Annotated in this window: 14 protein-coding genes; 8 read left to right on the top strand and 6 right to left on the bottom strand. The window is 69.1% G+C overall.

Annotation, left to right across the window (positions count from 1 at the left end; all coding sequences use genetic code 11):
- The first annotated feature begins 330 nt into the window (after positions 1-330).
- The 4 genes from MEBOL_RS03520 (at position 331) to MEBOL_RS03505 (ending at position 7963) form a co-directional block, all read left to right on the top strand.
- Positions 331-2751, top strand: a complete 2421-nt coding sequence (locus MEBOL_RS03520; RefSeq protein ID WP_095976075.1) for a PilZ domain-containing protein — start codon at positions 331-333, stop codon at positions 2749-2751.
- Entirely contained in the window at positions 2748-3539 is a 792-nt protein-coding gene (locus MEBOL_RS03515) for a methyltransferase domain-containing protein (protein ID WP_095976074.1), read from the top strand. The genes MEBOL_RS03520 and MEBOL_RS03515 overlap by 4 nt, the downstream gene beginning before the upstream one ends.
- A complete protein-coding gene (locus MEBOL_RS03510; protein ID WP_095976073.1) occupies positions 3536-6457 on the top strand; it encodes an ATP-binding protein in 2922 nt (973 codons plus the stop codon). The genes MEBOL_RS03515 and MEBOL_RS03510 overlap by 4 nt, the downstream gene beginning before the upstream one ends.
- Positions 6458-6568: 111 nt before the next feature.
- Complete coding sequence (locus MEBOL_RS03505; RefSeq protein ID WP_095976072.1) at positions 6569-7963, top strand: peptide MFS transporter; 1395 nt, start codon at positions 6569-6571, stop codon at positions 7961-7963.
- A gap of 78 nt (positions 7964-8041) precedes the next feature.
- Here MEBOL_RS03505 and MEBOL_RS03500 read toward each other — a convergent pair whose 3' ends face one another.
- Positions 8042-9499 (bottom strand): POT family MFS transporter, encoded by a 1458-nt coding sequence (locus tag MEBOL_RS03500; protein WP_095976071.1) that lies wholly within the window; start codon positions 9497-9499, stop codon positions 8042-8044.
- A gap of 46 nt (positions 9500-9545) precedes the next feature.
- A complete protein-coding gene (locus MEBOL_RS03495; RefSeq protein WP_095976070.1) occupies positions 9546-10445 on the bottom strand; it encodes a hypothetical protein in 900 nt (299 codons plus the stop codon).
- A gap of 189 nt (positions 10446-10634) precedes the next feature.
- Between MEBOL_RS03495 and MEBOL_RS03490 the strand changes: the two genes are divergently transcribed.
- On the top strand, positions 10635-11900 hold the full coding sequence (locus MEBOL_RS03490) for a patatin-like phospholipase family protein (RefSeq protein WP_095976069.1): 1266 nt from the start codon (positions 10635-10637) through the stop codon (positions 11898-11900).
- Between the two features lie 217 nt (positions 11901-12117).
- Complete coding sequence (locus MEBOL_RS03485) at positions 12118-13275, top strand: glycoside hydrolase family 5 protein (protein ID WP_157774736.1); 1158 nt, start codon at positions 12118-12120, stop codon at positions 13273-13275.
- 77 nt (positions 13276-13352) lie between these two features.
- Here the strand turns inward: MEBOL_RS03485 and MEBOL_RS03480 are convergent, their stop codons facing one another.
- The 3 genes from MEBOL_RS03480 to MEBOL_RS03470 form a co-directional block, all read right to left on the bottom strand.
- A complete protein-coding gene (locus tag MEBOL_RS03480) occupies positions 13353-13718 on the bottom strand; it encodes an arsenate reductase family protein (RefSeq protein WP_095976067.1) in 366 nt (121 codons plus the stop codon).
- Positions 13719-13784: 66 nt separating this feature from the next.
- Positions 13785-14789 carry an NAD(P)H-dependent flavin oxidoreductase gene (locus MEBOL_RS03475; RefSeq protein WP_170115437.1) on the bottom strand — a complete coding sequence of 335 codons (1005 nt, stop codon included), beginning with the start codon at positions 14787-14789 and terminating at the stop codon, positions 13785-13787.
- Between the two features lie 17 nt (positions 14790-14806).
- A complete protein-coding gene (locus MEBOL_RS03470) occupies positions 14807-16435 on the bottom strand; it encodes a hypothetical protein (RefSeq protein WP_157774735.1) in 1629 nt (542 codons plus the stop codon).
- A gap of 136 nt (positions 16436-16571) precedes the next feature.
- On the opposite strand from MEBOL_RS03470, the gene MEBOL_RS03465 reads away from it, so the two are divergent.
- Both MEBOL_RS03465 and MEBOL_RS03460 read left to right on the top strand, forming a co-directional pair.
- Positions 16572-17489, top strand: a complete 918-nt coding sequence (locus MEBOL_RS03465; RefSeq protein WP_095976065.1) for a LysR family transcriptional regulator — start codon at positions 16572-16574, stop codon at positions 17487-17489.
- A gap of 53 nt (positions 17490-17542) precedes the next feature.
- A complete protein-coding gene (locus tag MEBOL_RS03460) occupies positions 17543-18148 on the top strand; it encodes a hypothetical protein (protein ID WP_095976064.1) in 606 nt (201 codons plus the stop codon).
- Positions 18149-18167: 19 nt separating this feature from the next.
- Here MEBOL_RS03460 and MEBOL_RS03455 read toward each other — a convergent pair whose 3' ends face one another.
- Positions 18168-20066, bottom strand: coding sequence for a sigma-54-dependent Fis family transcriptional regulator (locus MEBOL_RS03455; protein WP_095976063.1), 1899 nt, complete (start codon positions 20064-20066; stop codon positions 18168-18170).
- Positions 20067-20288: the final 222 nt, after the last annotated feature.

The raw sequence follows: 20288 nt of genomic DNA, 5'->3' as shown, positions 1-20288 counted from the left end.
CGACTCCTTCGGGGTTCATTTAATCGGCTCGGCTCTCGCGGCCAAGAAGCAATACCCTGAGTGAAATCCGGGCTCCCCTGCGGGTTGGGGGTGATCCACTGCGGACACTTGACGCCAACGCTGTCAGGAACCGCTAAGATATTCCCCAGACCGCATTAGGCTGCGGTCAAGCCCAAGCTCCTGGTGTCCTCGCATGTCGGATGGTGGAAGAGCCCTTCTCGTGTCACGAGTAACCGGGGGAAGTCTGGCTGGGGCCCGTGGGCCGCGCCTGGAAGAGCAACCGACCTGCGCCAGGTACGGTTGAGCGGTGTGCGTGCCGAGGAGGGGTCCATGAATATCCCGGTTCGAGACGTCCTGGTGGTTCACCCCAATGCGGGTCGGCGCGCGGCACTGGCCTCGGCGCTTCCCTCGCATCGGGTGGTGGCCGTGGAGTCCAAGACGGAGGCGGCCTTCAAGATGGCGGCCGCGACTCCGGTGCTCATCATCGCGCCTCCGGATGACGCCCGGTTGTTCCTGAGGCAGGTGGCGCACGTGGCGCCCAACGCCTTGCGCGTCTTTCTCTGTTCGCAATCGGATCCCGTGGGTCTGGCCGAACTGATGCGCAGCGCGGCCGAGGGCCACGTCTTCAGCGTCCTGGACGAGGCGCTCTCGGGGCCCGAGCTGGGCCGCACCCTGGCTCACCTGCTGCAACATTTCGGCTCGGCGAGCCTCACGGTGGGCGCCGCGCCCTACACGGCGCACTTCTATCTGGAGGAGCAGGCCCACGTGGCCCAGTGCCTGGAGATCGGCAACTTCGGCGCCAGCCTGCTGTTGCCCGAGGGCTTGTCTCCCGCCGCTTTCCCTCCGGGCTCGGGACTCGAGGGCCTGAGCATCGAGCGCGCGGGGCAGACCATCTTCCAGGCGCCGTGGGCCCACGTGCAGCGGGCCCAGCAGGTGCACGATCAATTCGGTCCCCACCTGCAACTGGACGTCTCCTGGGCGACGGCCATGCACCCGCCGCCGCCAGCGCCGGGCGTGACCATGGAGGACCCCGCCGAGGTCCAGGCCACGCTGCGCAAGGCCCTGCGCCGTGACTCCATCATGTGGGTGCAGCGCGCGAACGACCCTTCCGTGCAGCTGCGCCTGGAGTCGCCCTCCGTGGACGGCGCGGGGGAGATGCCCGTGCTGCGCTGCCAGTCCTCGGGGCTGCTGGAGGCCGGGGTCGGCGACGAGGTGGACCTGTTCTTCGAGATGGGAGGCCAGAGCTACTCGGGCGTGAGCCTGCTGCTCGTCAACGCTCCGGATGGGCAGATGGTGGTGGGCCTGCCGCGCTCGCTCGTCATCCGCAACTGGCGCAGCCTGCCGCGCTTCAAGCCCGTTCCCAGCCAGCGCTTCCTCCTGTCCTTCCAGGCCCCCATCACCGGACAGCCCACCACCCGGCCCGTGCTGGACATGAGCGTGGGGGGCCTGTCCTTCGCGTTCGATGCCTCCCGGGAAATCCTCCCCGCGGGCTCCCGCTTCGGCGCCTCGCTGCTGCTGCCGGATGGGCGGACCACCAACTGCCAGTTGGAGGTGCGCTCCATCCAGGCGATGCACTCGGAGGCGCAGCCGGGCGCGGACCTGCGTCCCTTTCGCGCCGGGGTGCGGCTGTCGGAGCTGTCCTCCGATGTGCACGCCGCCATCCTCCAGTCCTTCATCTCCGCGCGCTGCCAGGCCGTCTCCGAGGGGCATGAGCTGCCCTTCGAGCGGATCTGGCAACTCATGGAGGAGGCGCGCTACCGCTTCCACCCGGACTACCCCTTCAACTCCGAGCCGCCCCCCGCCGTGCTCGGCGACACCCACCGCAAGGTCTACTCCACCGGAGACCTGGGCCGCTGCCTCGTCTACACGAGCGACAAGGGCCTGCAGGGGCAGATCGCCGCGCTTCGCATCCACTCGCGCACCTGGCTCGTGCAGCACCTGGCCGTGAGGCCCGGCGTGCGCCGCAACGAGCAGGTCTCCTACGAGCTGAGCAACCTCGCCGTGGAGCTGGGCGAGGTGCAGCAGGACATCGAGTTCATCCGCTACTCCTGGCGCAAGGACAACCGCTGGCCGAGCCGCCGCATCGGTTGGCTCGCGCGGGCACTGGAAACACCGGGGCTGAGCTTCCTGCGCCACTTCGCCTATATGCGCATGCCGCTCACCTCCGAGGCGCCCCCGCTCGCGCGGGAGCTGCCCCGGGTGCGCGATGGGGTGCGCACCGATTTCGTGTGGATCGAGCTGTACCTGCGCGACCGCGGAGACCTGGTCCGCGTGCTGAGCGAGGATCTGCTCACGGACGAGGTGGACCTGGGCGCGCTGCGCGAGCGCTACCGGGCGCACGGACTGCACCGCAACCGCCGCGTCTTCGTCGTGGATGGGGACTACTCTCCCCTGGCCGTGGCCCTGTGCGAGGAGAGCACCCCGGGGCTCAACCTGTTGGAGAAGACGAACGCCTTCTGGCTGCTGGTGCCCAACCGGAACCATCCTCGGGCGCGCGAGGCCGTCCAGGCGCTCATCCAGCGCTGCGTGGACCATGCCCGTGAGCGCGGCCGGCCCTCCGCCATCGGCCTGGTGGACGAGGAGGACATCGACGTGCTCACCGAGGCGGGCTTCGAGAACCTGGGGCGCTTCTCCGAGTGGATCTTCCACCGCTCCATGGTCCGCCGGGTGTGTGAGCTGTGGCGCTCCGTGTTCGAGCGGTTGGGCGGTGCTCCCGCCCCCGACTGGTCAGGTGAGGAGTCCATCGAGTGAGCTACATCATGGAGTCCAGTGACGAGATCCGCCGGTTGCTCGTCCAGGAGCGCACGGGCAACGCGCGGGAGGCGTTGTTGCTCGCCGGGCTCAAGGAGGGAGACCGGGTTCTCGATGCCGGGTGCGGTCCGGGTGGCATCACGGAGCTCATCGCCGGGCTGGTGGGGCCCTCGGGCCAGGTCACGGGCATGGACATGAGCGAGGAGCGGCTGGGGCGGGCGCGGCAGGTCAACCAGCACCACCCCCACGTGCGATTCCACTCGGGAGACGTGCGCCGCACGGGCCTGCCGGACCAGGCGTTCGACTACACGTGGTGCCAGTTCGTCCTGCAGTACGTGCCCGAGCGCTGGGACGCGCTCGCGGAGCTCGTCCGGGTGACGCGTCCGGGCGGCAAGGTGGTCATCTCCGAGTTCGACGGCTTCGGTCTGGGCAACTGGCCCTTTCCCGACGCCCTGCGCTCGTGGTGTCAGCGCTTCACCGACGCGCTGCTGCACACCACCGGCCTGGACGTCCACGTGGGCCGCAAGGTCTTCAATGCGATGCGTCAGCAGGGCTTGACGCAGGTGCGCGTGCACGTGCTGCCGCAGTTCGTCATCGCGGGCGCGGCCGACGCGATCCATCAGAAGGACTGGGAAACACGGTTTTCCGCGATGGAATCGGTGGTGGCTCCCCTGCTCGGGGGTCTGGAAGACTACCGGGCCATGAGCCGGGAGTACCTGCAGTTACTGGCGGATCCCGACGCGTTGAAGTACTCGATCCTGCTGGTCACAGAGGGAACGAGGCCTTGAGCGACAGGGAAGTGGTGAGCGACGACAGGGCTCATCCGGACAACGCGCCGGAGGTGAGCGTGCGAACCACGTCCACGCTGCTGCTCTACTTCGAGCGGCGCTATGGCGCGGCCCACCTCGCCGACGTCTTCCGTCGGCACACGTTCAGCCTGTCGCTGGACTACCTGCGCACGGCCACCAACTTCATCTCCCTGCCGTTCCTCGAGAAGCTGGCCCACGTGCTGGTGACGGAGTCGGGTGACAGCCAGTTCATGCGCAAGGCGGGCCTGTCCATGGCCGGCCCCGAGGCGCTCGGATTCGCGTACTACATGATCCGCGCCTTCGGCTCGCTGGAGATCTGCTTCCGCAAGACGGTGGAGCTCAGCTCGAGCTTCAACCGCGTGGGGCACTTCGAGATCGAGCAGCTCGAGCGCGAGCGGCTGGTGTTGTCCTACCGCAGCAGCGCGCGCGAGACGCAGCGGCACATCTGCGAGCTGCGCATGGGCCAGTTCGCTTCCTTTCCCACCATCTGGGGCCTGCCGCCCGCGGAGGTCACCGAGAGCCAGTGCCAGGTGCAGGGGGCGGACGCGTGCCGCTACCACCTGCGCTGGATCGATCCCCTGCCCATGTGGGGCCGCTACACGGGCCTGCTCTTGGGCTCGGTGGCCGGGGTGGGCACGAGCATGTTGGGGCTGGGCCATCCCGCCTTCACCGTGACGGCGCTGTCGCTCGCGGGAGTGTCGCTGGGCAGTTGGTGGGACTTGCGCCGGGAGATGGCCCGCAAGGACGAAGCCCTCAGCGAGCAGGCCGAGGGCATGATGGGCTCGCTCGAGGAGCTGCAGCAGCGCTACGACGAGATGTTCCGCATCAACGTCGCGCTGGAGGATCGGGTGGCCGCGCGCACGCGCGAGCTCACCGAGACCAATGTGCGGCTGGAGGCGGCGCTCGCCAAGCAGAAGGAGCTGGACCGGCTCAAGAGCGAGTTCTTCGACAACGTGAGCCATGAGCTGCGCACGCCCCTCACGCTCATCCTCCTCACGCTCGACTCGCTGCTGCAGCGCGGCCAGGAGGAGTTCGCGCTCCCCGTGCGCCAGCACCTGGAGACCATGAACCGCAGCGCCTCGCGCCTGCTGCGGCTCATCAACAACCTGCTCGACCTGACCAAGCTGGAGGCGGGCAAGACGAAGCTGCGCTACGAGCCCCTGGAGATCCAGGCCTTCCTGTCCTCGCTGCTGGTGCCCTTCGAGGTGCTCGCGGACAAGAAGGGCGTGGCGCTGGAGCTGGAGGGCAGCGCGCTCACGCCCGTGCACGTGGACGTGGCGCGCATCGAGAGCGTCTTCCAGAACCTCATCTCCAACGCCCTCAAGTTCACCACGGAGGGCCGGGTGACGGTGCGCCTGCACGAGGACGACACCTGGGTGCACGTGGAGGTGATCGACTCGGGCGTGGGCATCGCCGCCCAGGACATCCAGGTCATCTTCGACCGCTTCGCCCAGGCGGACTCCACGGGCACGCGGCGCTTTGGTGGCACGGGCATCGGCCTGGCGCTGGTGAAGGAGACGCTCGAGCTGCACAAGGGCGGCATCGAGGTGTCGAGCGAGCTGGGCAAGGGCTCCAACTTCCACGTGCGGCTCAAGAAGGGCCCGTCCCCGGTGCGCGAGGAAGTCCCCGAGCCGCCCACCGGGCCCGTGGTGCTGCGGCCCCTGGGCCGCTCCTTGGACGCGGCGGCGATGCTGGAGTCCGAGCCGCCCGTGGTCGCCGTGGCGGCACTGGAGGCCCTGCCCTCGATTCCCCTGGGGGAGGCCGGTCCGGACGCCAAGCGCGTGCTCCTGGTGGAGGACGAGCCGGAGATCCGCGGCTTCCTGCGCGACGTGCTCAAGCCCTACTACCGGCTGCTCGAGGCGAGCAACGGCGAGGAGGGGCTGAGCCTGGCCCAGAAGGAGCGTCCGGATCTCGTCGTCTCGGACGTGATGATGCCGGTGATGTCGGGCCTGCAGATGCTCGCCGCGCTGCGCGCCTCGCCGCAGACGGTGGACATGCCCATCATCATGCTCACCGCGCGCCAGGAGGTGGACGCCAAGGTGGAAGGCCTGACCATGGGCGCCAACGACTACATCGCCAAGCCCTTCAGCCCCCGGGAAATGCTCGCGCGCATCGAGGCCCAGCTGCGCCTGCGCGACGCGGCGGTGCGCGCGGCGGAGAACGAGCGCCTGGCGGCCACGGGACTGCTCACCTCGGGCTTCGCCCATGAGGTGCGCAACCCCCTCAACGGCCTGATGAACGCGCTGCTCCCCCTGCGCGAGAGCCTCACCAGCACGTCCCCGGACCCCGGCATGTCGCTGGCCATGCTGGAGCTCATCGAGGAGTGCGGCCAGCGCATCCGCCAGCTCGCCGAGGGCCTGCTGGCCTTCGTGCGCACGGGCACCAAGGCCATGGCGGTGGACCTGGGCGCCTCGCTCGACGCGAGCGTCCAGGCGCTCTCCTGGCGCCTGCCTCCGGACATGAAGGTGGAGCGCGACTACCAGTGCGCCGAGCCGGTGTGGAGCGATCCGGGCTCGCTCAACCAGGTGTGGGTGAACCTGCTGGACAACGCGGTGCGGGCCGTGGGCCCCACGGGTCAGGTGAAGGTGCGCACGGCGAAGGACGGCACCGACGCCGTGGTGTCCATCATCGACAACGGGCCCGGCATCAAGCCCGAGCACATGGAGCGGCTCTTCCAACCCTTCTTCTCCACCCGGGAGGCGGGGGAGGGCACGGGCCTGGGCCTGGCGCTCTGCCAGCGCATCGTCCTGCAGCAGGGCGGCCGCATCCGCATCTTCAGCGAGTACGGCAAGGGCACGCGCGTGGAGGTGCGGCTGCCCCTGGAGGCGGATCCGGACCGGCTCCTGCCGCCGCTGTTGTCCGACGGCCGCGTGCGTCAGCACCACTGGAACACCTAGTCGCCCGCGGGGGGCGGCCTGCCAAGGGGGGGCGGTCTGACAGGTGGGGCCGCTTCTGATAGAAGCAGGGGCCTTTTTCCCCCTTCTCCCCACCCGCGAGGACACCCGCGCATGGCACAAAGTCCGGCCACTTCCACTGGCCGAGGTCACCCCAAGGGCCTCTACCTGCTGTTCACCACCGAGATGTGGGAGCGCATGAGCTATTACGGCATGCGCGCCCTGCTGGTGCTCTACATGGTGGGCGCCACCAAGGATGGCGGCTTCGGCTGGAGCCAGGCCAAGGCGCTGCAGATCTTCGGTCTCTACACGGGCCTCGTGTACGCCACGCCGGTGATCGGTGGTTTCCTCGCGGATCGCTACCTGGGGCAGCGGCTGTCGGTGACGCTCGGCGGCATCCTGATGATGCTCGGCCAGTTCGTCCTGGCGATGCCCGGCAACAACGAGGCGCTCTTCTACGGAGGCCTGGGCCTGCTGGTGGTGGGCAACGGCTTCTTCAAGCCCAACATCTCCACCATGGTGGGTGGCCTGTACGCGCCCGGTGACTCGCGCCGGGATGGCGCCTTCACCATCTTCTACATCGGCATCAACGTGGGCGCGTTCCTGGCCTCGGCGGTGTGCGGCACGTTGGGCGAGAAGTACGGCTGGCCCTGGGGCTTCGGCTCCGCGGGCGTGGGCATGGGCCTGGGCGTCCTCGTCTTCCTGCTCCTGGGCAACCGCCTGCTGGGTGACGTGGGCAAGAGCCCCTCCAAGGTGGTGCGTCAGGAGAACAAGCCCGCGGTCCCCGCGGCGCCCCTCACCCGCGCCGAGGTGGATCGCATCGTGGTCATCCTCGTGCTCGCGCTCTTCGTCGTCTTCTTCTGGACGGCCTTCGAGCAGGCCGGTGGCTTGATGAACCTCTACACGGACGCCAAGGTGGACCGCGGCCTGTTCGGCTGGCAGGTGCCCACCACCTGGTTCCAGGCCATCAACCCCATCTTCATCATCGGGCTGGGTCCGCTGTTCGCGGAGATGTGGACGAACCTGGGCCGGCGCGGCCGGGATCCCTCCATTCCCGCGAAGATGGCCATGGGCCTGTTGCTGGTGTCCTTCGGCTTCGTCTTCATGCTCGGCGCCTCCAAGCAGAGCGCGACCGAGGGCAAGGCGGCGATGCTGTGGGTGGTGGCGGCCTACTTCTTCCACACGGCGGGCGAGCTGTGCCTGTCGCCGGTGGGCCTCTCCATGGTGACGAAGTTGGCGCCCGCGCGCTTCGCCTCGGCGCTCATGGGCGTGTGGTTCATCGCCAACGCGGTGGCCAACTACCTGGCGGGCCTCATCGGCGGCTACGCGGAGAAGCTGGGCGAGTTCGACCTCTTCCTCGCCATCACCCTGGCCACGGCGGTGGCCGGCGCGGTGCTGCTGGCCGTGGCGCCCGTGCTCAAGCGGATGATGCACGGCGCGGACGAGGTGAAGCCCGTGGAACCCACGACGCCCACGGGGGACTCGACCTCGAACATCCAGGCGGCCTGAGCCCGCCTCTTCTCGGGACGTGACGGCCCCTTCCGGGCCCTGGACGCCGGAGCACTCCCCGTGCTCCGGCGTTCGTGTTTACAGCGCCTGGCTCTCCCGGGCGGGCGGGGGCTGGGCGCGGTCGGGCACGACGCTGGCCGCGTCCACCTGGTAGTAGTCGTGCACCTGGTAGCGGCGCGCCATGAGGCCCATGCCCACGGCGGCCAGCAGCGCCAGCCCTCCATAGAAGAAGAACTGCCCGGAGCCGGTGAAGACATTGAGCGCGGCGGCGATGGCCACCGCCACGTTGGCGAGCGTGGAGGTGAGCAGCCAGAGGCTCTGGACGATGCCCTTCATCTCCCGGGGCGCCTGGGTGTAGGCGAACTCCAGCCCCGTGGTGGACACGAGGATTTCCGCCAGCGTGAGCACCACGTAGGGTAGGAGCTGCCAGGCGATGTTGAGGACCGTGCCCCGCTCCAGCACCACCTGGAAGTAGCCCGCGATGGCGTAGGAGACGGCTCCCACCGCGAGCCCGAGCGGCATGCGGCGCAGCGGGGTGAGCTCCCAGCCCGCGCGCTGGAAGGCGGGGTACACGAGTCCCACGAGCAGGGGGATGAGGATCATCACCAGCGCCGGGTTGATGAACTGCATCTGGCTGGGCTGGAAGGTGAAGGGGCCCACCTGGGGATCCATGGCGCGCGCCTGGATGACCCACGTGGAGGCCTTCTGATCGAAGAGCATCCAGAAGAAGGGGATGGTGGGCAGTAGCAGGCCGCTCACGCGCAGCACGGCCTTGGCGCCCTCCACGGCCTCGGCGGGATGCTCGCGCGTGGCGCCATCGAGCCAGTGGGTGCCCCGCCGCTTCGGCGCGCGGAGGGCGGAGAAGACGACCTTGAGGAAGGAGTGGGGGTTGGGCCCGGTGGGCGGCACCACCACGTAGTGCTTGCGACCGGCCCAGAAGATGACCGTGGCCAGGAACATCAGCACGCCGGGAATGCCGAACGCCACCGCGGGCCCCAGGTGCTTGAGCGTCAGCGGGATGAGCAGCGAGGCGAAGAAGGAACCGAAGTTGATGGTCCAGTAGAAGATGGCGAAGACCTTCTTCACCAGGTGCTTGTTGTCCTCGGTGAACTGGTCGCCCACCATGGCGCTCACGCACGGTTTGATGCCGCCGCTGCCCAGGGAGATGAGCACCAGGCCCGTGTAGAAGCCCGTGGCGTTGTTCTCGAAGATGGCCAGGAACGCGTGGCCCAGGCAGTACACCAGGCTCAGCCAGAAGATGACCTTGTACTTGCCGAGCCAGCGGTCCGCGAGATAGCCGCCCAGCAGCGGGCAGAAGTACACGCCCGCCATGAACAGGTGCATCAGGCTCTTGGCCTGGGCCGAGCGGGCGCCTTCGTCCGGCACGGCGTTGCGCAGCAGGTAGTCGATGAGGAACACCGTGAGGATGTTCCGCATCCCGTAGAAGCTGAAGCGCTCACACGCCTCGTTGCCGATGATGTAGGGGATTTGCGGCGGGAAGCGCTGGGGGGCGGTGGCACTGGGTGGACGGGCCATCCGTCGTGCCTACCCCAGCGGTGGCCCCCGACACAACCGCCGCTCCTCAGAGCACCAACGAGAAGCCGGCGTAGGGGCCCCGGAAGAAGTCGCGGTGGACGTTGCCATCCACCGCGCCCTGATCGTTCAGGTAGGTGGCACGGTATCCACCCCGCAGCCGCACGAGCCCCAGATCCACGGCGAGCCCGGCGTCCCCGTTGAGCTGGACGTAGGGCAGGGGCGTCAGGTGGGCACTGGCCTCCAGCTTGAGCGGTCCCACGAGCCCCAACCGGGCACTCGTGCCCAGGCCAGGTCCCACCATGGTGACATCCGGGGCGAAGGCGGCATCCAGGCCACCGGACACCCGCCACGTCACCCGCTCCCGATTCACCAGGAGGATGCTCGGCGCGACCGAGATGAGCGAGATGGAGTCCCGGCCGGGCGAGCCATCATCCGTGGCCAGGTTGAACAGGTTGAGCTTGAGGCCGAAGCCGAAGCGCTCTCCGTCCGTCTGCATGCCGAGGCCCACCGAGTAGCCCTCCGACACGGCCCCTCCATCCGCGAAGAAGTCCGTCGTGATGGGCTTCACGGCGGCGTCCTCGACACCCACCACGGTTCGCGAGCGGCGCCAGTCTGGCGCGGAGACGTAGTAGCGGCCATAGCTCGGCACGTACGGGCCCATGAAGGGCCAGGCCCACGCCGGATCGAAGTAGGCGTACCGGTTCCAGGGATCTCCGTAATAGCCGTAGGGAGAGAAGTACCCGGAGTAATAACCACCGGATGGACGAGGACGGGGGCGGGGGCTGCTCGCGTCATGCCCGGGCGAGGGCGAGGGCGAGGGCCGTCCAGGCGAGCCGCCGGAATTCGACGGAGGCGGGTTGGAGCGTTTGCCAAAACGCGCCTCGGCGGACCCGGGTCCGAGTCCCACCAGGGCCACCGCCAGAACCAGTCCCAGTTGTTTCCACATGGTTCCACTCCGGGTGCGACGGGCGGGTGAGGAGGGCTCCGGCGCATGAGTGAAGGTAACCAGTCTCCCGCCCAGATGCTCCCCGGATTCTTCCGGGCGCTCGTCCCCTGACGCATCGTGTCCTGGGGCTCACCGCTCGCCGTCGACGCATCCCTCCTTCTAGACTTGGGGCGAGGAGAGGACGTGACCATGCGAACCGGCCAGAAGACGGCCCTGGTGCTGGGTGGTGGTGGCGCTCGTGGGGCGTACGAGGCGGGCGTGTTGTCGTACCTGCGGGATGAGCTCGAACCGGAGTTGGGCCGGACGCTGCCCCTGGACATCTTCGTGGGCACGTCGGTGGGCGCGCTCCACGCCTGCTACCTCGCGGCGACGAATGATCGGCCGGAACTGCAGGGCGCGGGGATCCGCGCGCACTGGACGGGGATGAAGGTGGAGGAGGTGCTGCGCGTGGGAATGGGCGATTTCCTGCGCGTGCTGCGCGAGGCGTTCGGCAAGCCCGCGCCCCATCCCCGGGACATTCAATACGGCGGGTTGGTGGATCCGCGGGGCCTGCGGGCGATCGTGGGCCGGGGCATCCCGTGGCCGGGCATCGGCCGCAACGTGCGCAAGGGCCATGTCGAAGCGCTCGCGGTGAGCACCACCCACGTGAGCAGCGGACGGGCCACGGTGTTCGTCCAGCGGCACGGCGGAGGCGTGCCCTCCTGGGGGGATGATCCTTTCTACCAGGCCGAGGCGACCCGCGTCGGTCCCACCCATGCGCTGGCCTCGGCCGCCATTCCCGTCGTCTTTCCGGCGGTGCGGCTGCGTGGCGAGCTGCACGTGGATGGAGGGCTGCGGCTCAACGTCCCGCTCAGTCCCGCGTTGCGGCTGGGCGCCCAGCGGGTGATCGTCGTGTCGCTGCGGCATGACGCCCGTCCGTCGTCCCCGCCCGCCGTGTCGCCGTCCCAGGCCTTCGCGGCCGCGCCCCTGCTCGCGGGAAAGATGCTCGCCACGTTGATGATGGATCGCACGGATCAGGATCTGGGCCGGTTGCGGCGGCTCAACACCTTGATCGAGGCGGGCACGGCGGCGTACGGCAAGGACTTCGCGCGCACGCTCGGCGCGGCGTTGGGCGGGCACCGCTCCCAGCCGCTGCGCTACGTGAGGGAATTGCTCGTGCGGCCCTCCCAGGATCTGGGCGTGCTGGCGGCCGAATACGTCCGCACTCCGGGCTTCCGGAGCAAGGGCCAGGGCCTGGCGCACAAGACGATCCTCCGGATGGTGGATCAGGAGGGCACGCGCTCGGCGGTTCTGGCGTCCTATCTGCTCTTCGATGGCGGCTTCGCGGACCGGCTCATCGACCTGGGCCGGCGGGATGCCCGCGCGCTGCGGTCCGAGTGGTTGCGTTTCTGGTCGGAGGAGCCCCAGAACCTGTCGGAGCGGGCCACCTGGTACCCCGAGGCGAACGCCGCCTGACCTCGAATTCCTTGTTGGCGGATAGCTTGGTTTTCACCCGTTCTTCCGGAATGAACGTCGATGGACGCGGGTGAACCTGCCTCGCGGTCCCTCTTGGCTGTTCGCTGGTGCAAGGTATCCCCGGGGCGCGAGTGCGGTGCGGGGGGGAGGGTAGCTATTGAACCGCCCGGCGCTCGGAGCGCCCCACCACGGGGGGTTGTGCATGAGGGTTGTCGGGATGTGCCTGGGATTGGTGCTGCTGGCCGCCGCGTGTGGCGAGCGTCCCCCAGAGGCCCCGCCGGTGCTCGCGGTGGAGGAGCCCATGGACTCCGGAGGCTATCTGCACACCGAGGGCGCGCGTCTCTACACCTCGGATGGCCGCGAGGTGCGGCTCACGGGCCTCAACTGGTTTGGTTTCGAGGGCCCTTCGCGCGTGCCCTATGGCCTGGACCGCAGGCCCTTGGGGCGCCTGTTGGATCAGGTGAAGTCACTCGGCTTCAACATGCTGCGCCTGCCCTACAGCAACGACGTGCTGCGCGAGGGCGTGTACCCCGAGCCCTCGAATGTGAGCGCCACGCTCAACCCGGAGCTGAGCGGGCTCTCGTCGCTCCAGGTCCTGGATCGCATCGTCGCGGCGGCGAAGGAGCGGGGACTGCGGATCGTGCTCGACCGGCATCGCCCGGACATCTCCAGCCAGACGGAGCTCTGGTACCAGAGCGACCGCGTCCAGGAAGAGGCGGCATGGATCGAGGACTGGAAGCGGCTCGTGCGCCGCTACAAGGGCGAGCCCACGGTGGTGGGCGTGGACCTGCACAACGAGCCTCACGGCCGGGCCACGTGGGGGGATGGCAATCTCGATACGGATTGGCGGCTCGCCGCCGAGCGGGCGGGCAATGCCATCCTCGCGGAGAACCCGGACCTGCTCATCATCGTGGAAGGCATTGGCCTGCACGGCGGCAACTACTACTGGTGGGGTGGCAACCTGCGAGGCGCGCGGGACTTCCCGGTGCGGCTCGATGTGCCCGGGCGGCTGGTGTACTCGGCGCATGACTATCCGGAGAGCGTCTCCGCGGAGGCATGGTTCAAGGACAAGGCGCGCACCGGCTACCCGGCGAACCTGCCCGGTGTCTGGGATTCCGCGTGGGGCTTCCTCGTGAAGGAGAACCGTGCACCGGTCTGGGTCGGTGAGCTGGGCTCGAAGCTCCAGACGGAGTCGGATCGGCAGTGGCTCCAGACCCTCACGCGCTACCTCGCGGAGCATCGCGTGGGCTTCGCCTTCTGGTCCCTCAACCCCAACTCCTGGGACACCGGCGGCCTGCTCCTGGAGGACTGGACCACGGTCCACACCGAGAAACAGGCCTTGCTCGCTCCCGCGCTCGCGCCCCCCATTCCCTGATGTCCAGGGAGCACGCCAGATTGTCCCGCCCCAACGGTCGTCGCGGGCATGGTGAGGGGGCGGGAGAGACCCCTGGGTCACGTGTCTGGGAAGAGCTCGGCGTAGGCCTCGGGCTTGAAGCCGACGAGCACGCGCGAGCCCCGCACGAGCACGGGCCGTTTGACGAGCTTGCCATCGGCCGCGAGCCACTCGACGAGCGTCGCGTCGCTCGCGGCGTCCACCGTGGCCTTGCCGAGCGCGCGGTAGCTCTGTCCACTGGTGTTGAGCCACTTGCGCACGGACAGCCCACTTTGGGGCACCCACTTCGCGAGCTCGGCGGGGGTGGGCGGCTCCTCGACGATGGGGCGCACGCGGGGGGTGATTCCGTGTTGCTCGAGCCACCGCGAGGCCTTCTTGCAGGTGTCGCAGCCGGAGTAGGACAGCATCAGGACGTCGGTCGTCATGGCGGCCGCTTCTACCAGAGGCCTCGGGCCTTCACAGGACCCGCCGGGGTGTGTCCTTCCGCCCGCTCAGTCCGTGGGACGGGCGAGCGCGGTGAGCACCGCGCGGGCTTCCTCCGCCATCGACGCGACGAGGGTGGCGGCCGGGAGCAGCTCGCGCACGTTGCCGCACGACTCGCCCATGGTCAGGCCCATCTCCTCGAAGTCCCCCTCGGTCTGGGTCGTGGGCAGGAGCGCGGAGAACTTGGGCAGGGGCACCCGCTGGCCGCCCATCACGGTGTGGCCAATGGGCTCGGGCTCCCGCGGCGCCTCGGCCTCGGCCTCGCGCCCGGACCACTCGCGAACCACCCGGTTGCGCAGCACGCGCATGGACTGGCCGGGCCACTCGGGGCCGAACAGCTTCGTGCGCACCGTGTCCCCCACGCTCGCGCTCAGCACGCGGCGCTTGTACTCGTCATGGGCCTGGGCCTCCACGCTGGCCAGGAAACGGGTGCCGCACCACACCGCCTCCGCCCCGAGCGCCAGCGCCGCCGCCAGACTCCGCCCATCCACGATTCCCCCGGCGGCGATCACCGGGATCGGAGCCACCGCCGCCCTCACCGCGGGCAGCAGCGCGAAGGTGCTCGCCTCCGCGCGGTTGTGTCCGCCGGCCTCCGCGCCTTGCGCGATGATCGCCTCCGCGCCCAGTGCCGCCGCCTCCCGCGCCTCCGCCACCGAGCCCACCTGGATCCACACCCGCGCGCCCGCGCCTCGCAGCCGCTCCAGGTGCGCGCGCTTCGGTGGGGACCAGAAGAACACCACCACCGCCACCCGCTCCTCGGCGAGCACCTCGATGTGGGCGTCCTCCACGAAGTCCCCCAGCAGATCCACGCCGAAGGGCCGCGCCGTCAGTTCCCGGGTCGCTCGCACCAGGGAACGAAGGGCCGGAGGGGGCAGCATCGCCCCGCCGAGCACGCCCATGCCGCCGGCGTTGCTCACCGAGGCGGCGAGCGAAGGTCCCGCCACGAAGGCCATGCCGGCGCTGATGATGGGGACGTCCAGTCCGTACTGCTGGGTGATTCGAGTCTTCAACATAGCGGCCTCCTTTCTTCTCACACGAACGTGGAGGCGTCCTGGGACTCTCGCAGGAAGGAGAAGCGCTCCCGGTCGGTGGTCAGCGCTCGCGCCAGGTTGTCGAACTGCCGGCGGCCATATGTGGCGAACGCCTCCATCATCCGCGACACCGCGCGCCGCTGCTCCTCCGTCACCGGCAGGTGCGCGAGCGAGGTGGGGCACGTCGGCGCCCTCCAGTCCGACGCCATCCGGCCGTAGAGCAGGTGGTGTGTACCCTCGAGGTAGACCAGGGGCTCGCTCACCGGGTTGTTCGCCGCGAAGCGCTCCGTGAGCGCGCGCAGGTGGCCGAAGAAGGCGCGCGACATGAAGTGGATGGACAGGAGGGCCCAGTACTTGAGGAGGGGATCGTTCGGGACGCGCAACGTCTCGCGCCGGAACTCGTGCAGGGCCTCCATCTCCGGCCGGCCATACACCTTGTCGAAGAACCAGAACTCCAGCAGCTCCGCGGGCTTCCAGGGGATGCGGGCATCCATCCCCAGCACCTCCCAGTCGTGGAAGAACAGCTCGGCCTCGGTGGAGAACGTCCGGCGCAGGAAGTCCACCGTCTGGGCACCGGGCCCCGTGGTGGGCTCCTCCACCCGGCAGTCCTGGAGGTAGAAGGCATGCAGCGCGCTGATGCGGGGGGCGAACAGCAGCGCCGCGCAGCGCAGCGCGAAGGCCGCTTCCGGTCCTTGGGCGTTCCGCAGCAGCTCGGCGAAGGGGTGGCCCATGAAGTCGGCGTGGTGACGCTCCCAGGCGGCGACCAGCTCGCCCTGCTCCGTGACATGCGCGGGCCGTGGGCTCCATGCCGGTGCGGGGAGGTGGCCGGCCCGGTACGCGGCCAGTTGCTCCCGCACACTCCTCAGACGCTCGGTCCGTTCGCGTGACAGCAGGGGGCCCGGTCCGCCAGCCTCCTCCGCCTTCTGGACGAACTGATGCATGAAGTCGTTCATCTTCACGGAGAGCGCATGCTTGCGCTCGACGAGCCTCAGGGCTCGTTGGGTCTGCTCGGCGGAGAACGTCACCTGCTCGCTCTCCGAGCCCCCCACGTGTCCCGACTCCCGCTCCAGGTGGTGCATGCCGAAGTAGACCGGGGTGATGCCCGTCTGCTCCATCACCTGCACCGCCTTGCGGGTCGTGGCGGAGAAGAGCAGGTTGCCATCCTTCTCGAGTTGCTCCAGGTGCAGATAGCGGTAGGCGGGTGTCTCCGCCTCGTCGCCCACGAGCTCCTGGATGCGCTGGCTCTCCACGGCGCGTCCCGGGTCGAGCAGGGGCGATACCCAGAGCGCCCACATCAGCGAGCTCGCGCGCCGGGTGCCCCACAGCTCGTCGAGCCCCAGCTTGCGGAAGTCCGCCAGGAAGAGCCGCGCGTGCGTCCGGTCCTCCTGGACGTGGGCGTTGATGGCGTGCTTGAGCGGCGCGCCTTCCTCGTGTCCGGCCTCCTCCGCGCCGTAGGCCAGGTAGCGCTCGTTGTAGAAGGGAAAGGACATCACGAAGCCGAACAAGGGCACGAAACAGTCGTAGTGCCGCCGCGAGTCCTTCAGATGGGAGGCGCCAATCCAGCGGTAGAGCGCATGTCCTTCCAGCTCATGGGAAATGCGGTCCAGGTGACCCAGGGCTTCTTGCATGGTCGAATCCTCGAGGAAGCGCGCTGGCCCGGTGGCGGTCGCCAGCGGCTGACGGCTGAATCGATACATCCCCCCGTAGACGGGAAAAACGGGCTTTCGCTAAAATCATTCTCCCGAAAAACGGGGGAATGAGTGGATGGATGTCTTTCAAGCCATGCGGGTGTTCGCGAAGGTGGTGGAGCTGGAGGGCTTCTCGCGAGCGGCGGAGCGATTGGGCATCTCGGCCACGGCGGCCTCGCGGCAGGTGGCCGATCTGGAGGCGCGGTTGGGTGTGAGGCTGCTGCACCGCACGACGCGCAGGCTGTACCTCACCGACAGCGGGCGGAGCTATTACGAGCGATGCGCGCAGATCCTGAACGATGTGGACGAGGCGGAGCTGGCCATTGCCTCCGCGGCGGAGAATCCCCGGGGTCTGCTGCGCGTGGCGGCGCCCGTGTCCTTTGGCATCCGGCACCTCACGCCGCTGTTCCTGGACTACATGGCGCGCTACCCGGAGGTGAAGCTGGACGTGTCGCTCGCGGACCGCATGGTGGACATGGTCGAGGAAGGCTATGACCTGGCCTTGCGCATCACCCACGAGTTGAAGACGACGCTGGTGGCCCGGCCGCTGGCCGTGATGCGTCTGGCGGTCTGCGCGGCGCCCGCGTACCTCGAGCGCCATGGGATTCCGCGGACGCCGGAGGATCTCCGTCACCACGAGTGCCTGTGTTACACCTACGACGCGGTACGCGGCAGTTGGGAGTTCGAGGGCCCGACCGGGCGCGTCCGGGTCTCCGTCCAGGGCTCGTTCTCCACCAACAACGGAGACTCGTTGCGCGCGGCGGCGCTGGCGGGCCGGGGCATCATCCAGGAGCCCACCTTCCAGGTGGGCGAGGATCTGCGGACGGGTCGGCTCCTCCGTTTGCTGCCGGAGTATCCCGTGCCCTCGCTCACCCTGTACGCGGTCTACCCGAGCCGCCGCCACCTCTCACCCAAGGTTCGCACCTTCATCGACTTCCTGGTCGAGCACATCGCCGAGCCCCTGCCGTGGGATGCCTGGATGCGAAGCCGATGAGCGCGCATGGCCTTGGACAGGCACTTGGGAGAGGGACCCTCCTTTCGCTCTGCGTGGCTCTCGGCGGAGCCGAGGCCCAGGAGCGGACGCCGCCCGTCCTGCGCCCGGGCCAGGTCGATCTGCGCCTCGAGGGGGCGGCCTCGCTCCTTCCGCTCTCCCTGGAGGCCGGAGCCACCGTGGAGATCGGCGTGTTGAGGGTCGCCACCGGCACGCTCGCGCTTGGCGGAGAGTTCAGTGGCAACCTGTGCGCGCTCGCCTGTTGGGTGCCCAATCTCTTCTCCGAGCGAGACACCTCGCGTTGGGAACTCTCCGCCGTGGGCCGCCTGGGCTATCACTTCGCCCTGTCCGGGCGGAACTACGACAAGGTCGACCTGTTTGGCTTCGTGCTCGGGGGGGTGACGGAGCCGCGCACCACCGTCACCACGCCCACCTATCGATTCGAGGGCCGTGGCCGGGGTGCCGTTTTCGGCCTGGGCCTGGGAGGCAACTACGTTCCCTCCTCGCGTTTCTTCCTCGGCGGTGAGGCCCGTTTGCGCTTCTCCACGGGAGCCTCCGAGCTCACCCTCACCCGGGGCACGCATGCGTTCACCGACGACGAGCGCCGATGGTTCCGCTTCGGTCTCGCTACCGCCTTCTTCGTGGGAGTCCGCCTCTTCTGAGGGAATTCCCCTCAGCCCTTCATTCACCGCCTCGTCGGCCCAGCATCCGGTAGAGGGTGCTCCGCGCCACGCCGAGGCGCCGCGCCGCCTCGCTGAGGTTCCCGTTCGCCGCGGCCATCGCTTCCCGCAGCGCGCGGGCCTCCGCGGCCTTCCTGCCGCCGCCCTCGTTCTTGACCGCCGGGCCGGTGGCCTCCGCGACATCCTCGGGCAGGTGTTCGGGCTCGAGCAGCTCACCCTCACCCCCGAGCGCGAGGGCGTGAGCGAGGGCGGACTTCATCTCACGGACGTTTCCTGGCCACGTGTGCGCCTCGATGAGCCGCACGGTCTCGGGGGCCAACGGGAGCGCCGCGCCGCCTTGTGCCCGGGCGATCTTCTCCACGAGCGCGCGAGCGAGTTCGGTCTTGTCCGTTCTCCGTCGGAGAGGGGGGAGGGAGAGCACCGCGCCGCGGATGCGATAGTAGAGATCTCTCCGGAACTTCCCCGATTCCACCAGCGCGGGCAGGTCGCGGCAGGTGGCGCTGATGAGCCGGAAGCGGGACTCCCGGGGCCTCGTTTCTCCGAGCCGGAAGTAGTGGCCATCATCGAGCACCCGGAGCAGGAGCGCTTGCAGGGGCTCGGGCATCTCGCCGATTTCGTCGAGGAACAGCGTTCCACCATCGACCGCGCCGAGCTTGCCCTTGCTTCCGGCGGCGAGGGCGCCAGTGAATGCACCGGGCGCGTAGCCGAACAGCTCGGCCTCGAGGATGCCCGCGGGCATCGCCCCGCAGTTGAGCGCGAGGAAGGGTCCGGACGCGTGGTTGCTCGCCTCGTGAATGGCGCGTGCGAGCAATTCCTTGCCGGTCCCTGTCTCGGCGAGCAACAGGACCGGAAGCGGACTCCGTGCGACCCGAGCCGCCCGTTGCTTCGTGTCCTGGAGCACCGGATCGCTACCCACGAGCACATCGAACGAGCTCGGCAGTGGATCCGCCGAGCGCGCCCGGGGAACGTCGCGCTCGACGAAGACGGCGAGCGCGAGTGGGCGTCCGCGCGCGTCGAAGTGCGGCACGGGGTGAAGGCGCGAGCCGGAGACGCGACACGGCTTGCCGCTCAGGGCCGCCTCCACGAGCGCGGTCCACGACAGCTGGAGGACGTCCTCGACGGGTCGTCCCATCACGGAAGAGGGGGACTGGCCGAGCTTCGCCGCCGCGTCCGTACTCACCTGTCTGACGACGCCGGGCGCCTCGACCAGAAGCGACGCGGAGCCGTCGAGCTGGGCCTCCAGATTCCGGCGGCCCCCCACGAGCATCTCCTCATAGCTTCGCAGCCGGAGCGATTGCTCGACGGCGTGCGCGGACGCGAGCACGAGCGCCTCGAGCAGCGGGTTCGCCTGGGTCACGGCGCCGCTCACGTCCAGAATGGCGACGAGGTCGCCGAACGGATCGCGGATGGGTGCCGCGTAGCAGACGAGGCCATGGTTGCGCTCCTCGAGGTGCGCGCGTCCGACCACCGCCACCGGCTCGCCCTCCGCGATCGCGGTGCCAATGGCGTTCGTGCCGCGCGTGCTCTCGGCCCAGTTCGCGCCCTCCACCAGCCGTGACGTGTCCGCTGAATGAAGGGACGCGCCGACGCCGCCCCGGGCGATCACCACGACGCCCTCGGCATCGGTGAGGACCGCGCGGAACGCGGAGGCGCTCGTCTCCGTGGCGAGCCGCGAGACGAGCTGGACCGCGTCAACGCATTGCTGGGTGAGGCGTTCGCGTCGGGAATGGAGTTCCGCGTCGGTGACGCCTTCGGAGTGCGCGGGCCCATTCGCCTTCGCGCCCAGCGCGACCGCGCGCGACCATCGGCCGAGAAGGGCATGCGCTCGCTCCTCCGCTTCGACGGATCCCGAGACGAATCGCTCCCAGAGCCTGGGTCCTGGCTCGACCAGTTTGAGCATCCCGGTGTCCTCCTCTGATTCGCTACTCACGCCCCCGTCTCGACATTCCGAATGTTGGAACAAGATGTCGGGGGATTGCACGCGTGCCTGGCGCCCTTTCGCGTGACATCCCGCGTCATGTCGCGAAACGCTGCAATCGTCGCGTCGCGGTGACCGCTTCCGCTCCAGTTCGCGACACCTCGTGAGAGGGAAAGGGCTGGGCACGCACGCTGCAAAGAGGGT

Origin of the sequence: Melittangium boletus DSM 14713, assembly GCF_002305855.1 — a bacterium.
Lineage (GTDB): Bacteria > Myxococcota > Myxococcia > Myxococcales > Myxococcaceae > Cystobacter > Cystobacter boletus.
This window is presented reverse-complemented; position numbering and strand designations above follow the sequence as displayed.

Excerpts from the sequence above, each read along its gene's own strand:
- MEBOL_RS03505 (WP_095976072.1), top strand. The coding sequence starts at position 6,569 with ATGGCACAAAGTCCGGCCACTTCCACTGGCCGAGGTCACCCCAAGGGC.
- MEBOL_RS03500 (WP_095976071.1), bottom strand. The coding sequence starts at position 9,499 with ATGGCCCGTCCACCCAGTGCCACCGCCCCCCAGCGCTTCCCGCCGCAA.
- MEBOL_RS03470 (WP_157774735.1), bottom strand. The coding sequence starts at position 16,435 with ATGCAAGAAGCCCTGGGTCACCTGGACCGCATTTCCCATGAGCTGGAA.
- MEBOL_RS03480 (WP_095976067.1), bottom strand. The coding sequence starts at position 13,718 with ATGACGACCGACGTCCTGATGCTGTCCTACTCCGGCTGCGACACCTGC.
- MEBOL_RS03475 (WP_170115437.1), bottom strand. The coding sequence starts at position 14,789 with ATGTTGAAGACTCGAATCACCCAGCAGTACGGACTGGACGTCCCCATC.
- MEBOL_RS03490 (WP_095976069.1), top strand. The coding sequence starts at position 10,635 with ATGCGAACCGGCCAGAAGACGGCCCTGGTGCTGGGTGGTGGTGGCGCT.
- MEBOL_RS03485 (WP_157774736.1), top strand. The coding sequence starts at position 12,118 with ATGTGCCTGGGATTGGTGCTGCTGGCCGCCGCGTGTGGCGAGCGTCCC.
- MEBOL_RS03465 (WP_095976065.1), top strand. The coding sequence starts at position 16,572 with ATGGATGTCTTTCAAGCCATGCGGGTGTTCGCGAAGGTGGTGGAGCTG.
- MEBOL_RS03495 (WP_095976070.1), bottom strand. The coding sequence starts at position 10,445 with ATGTGGAAACAACTGGGACTGGTTCTGGCGGTGGCCCTGGTGGGACTC.
- MEBOL_RS03455 (WP_095976063.1), bottom strand. The coding sequence starts at position 20,066 with ATGCTCAAACTGGTCGAGCCAGGACCCAGGCTCTGGGAGCGATTCGTC.
- MEBOL_RS03520 (WP_095976075.1), top strand. The coding sequence starts at position 331 with ATGAATATCCCGGTTCGAGACGTCCTGGTGGTTCACCCCAATGCGGGT.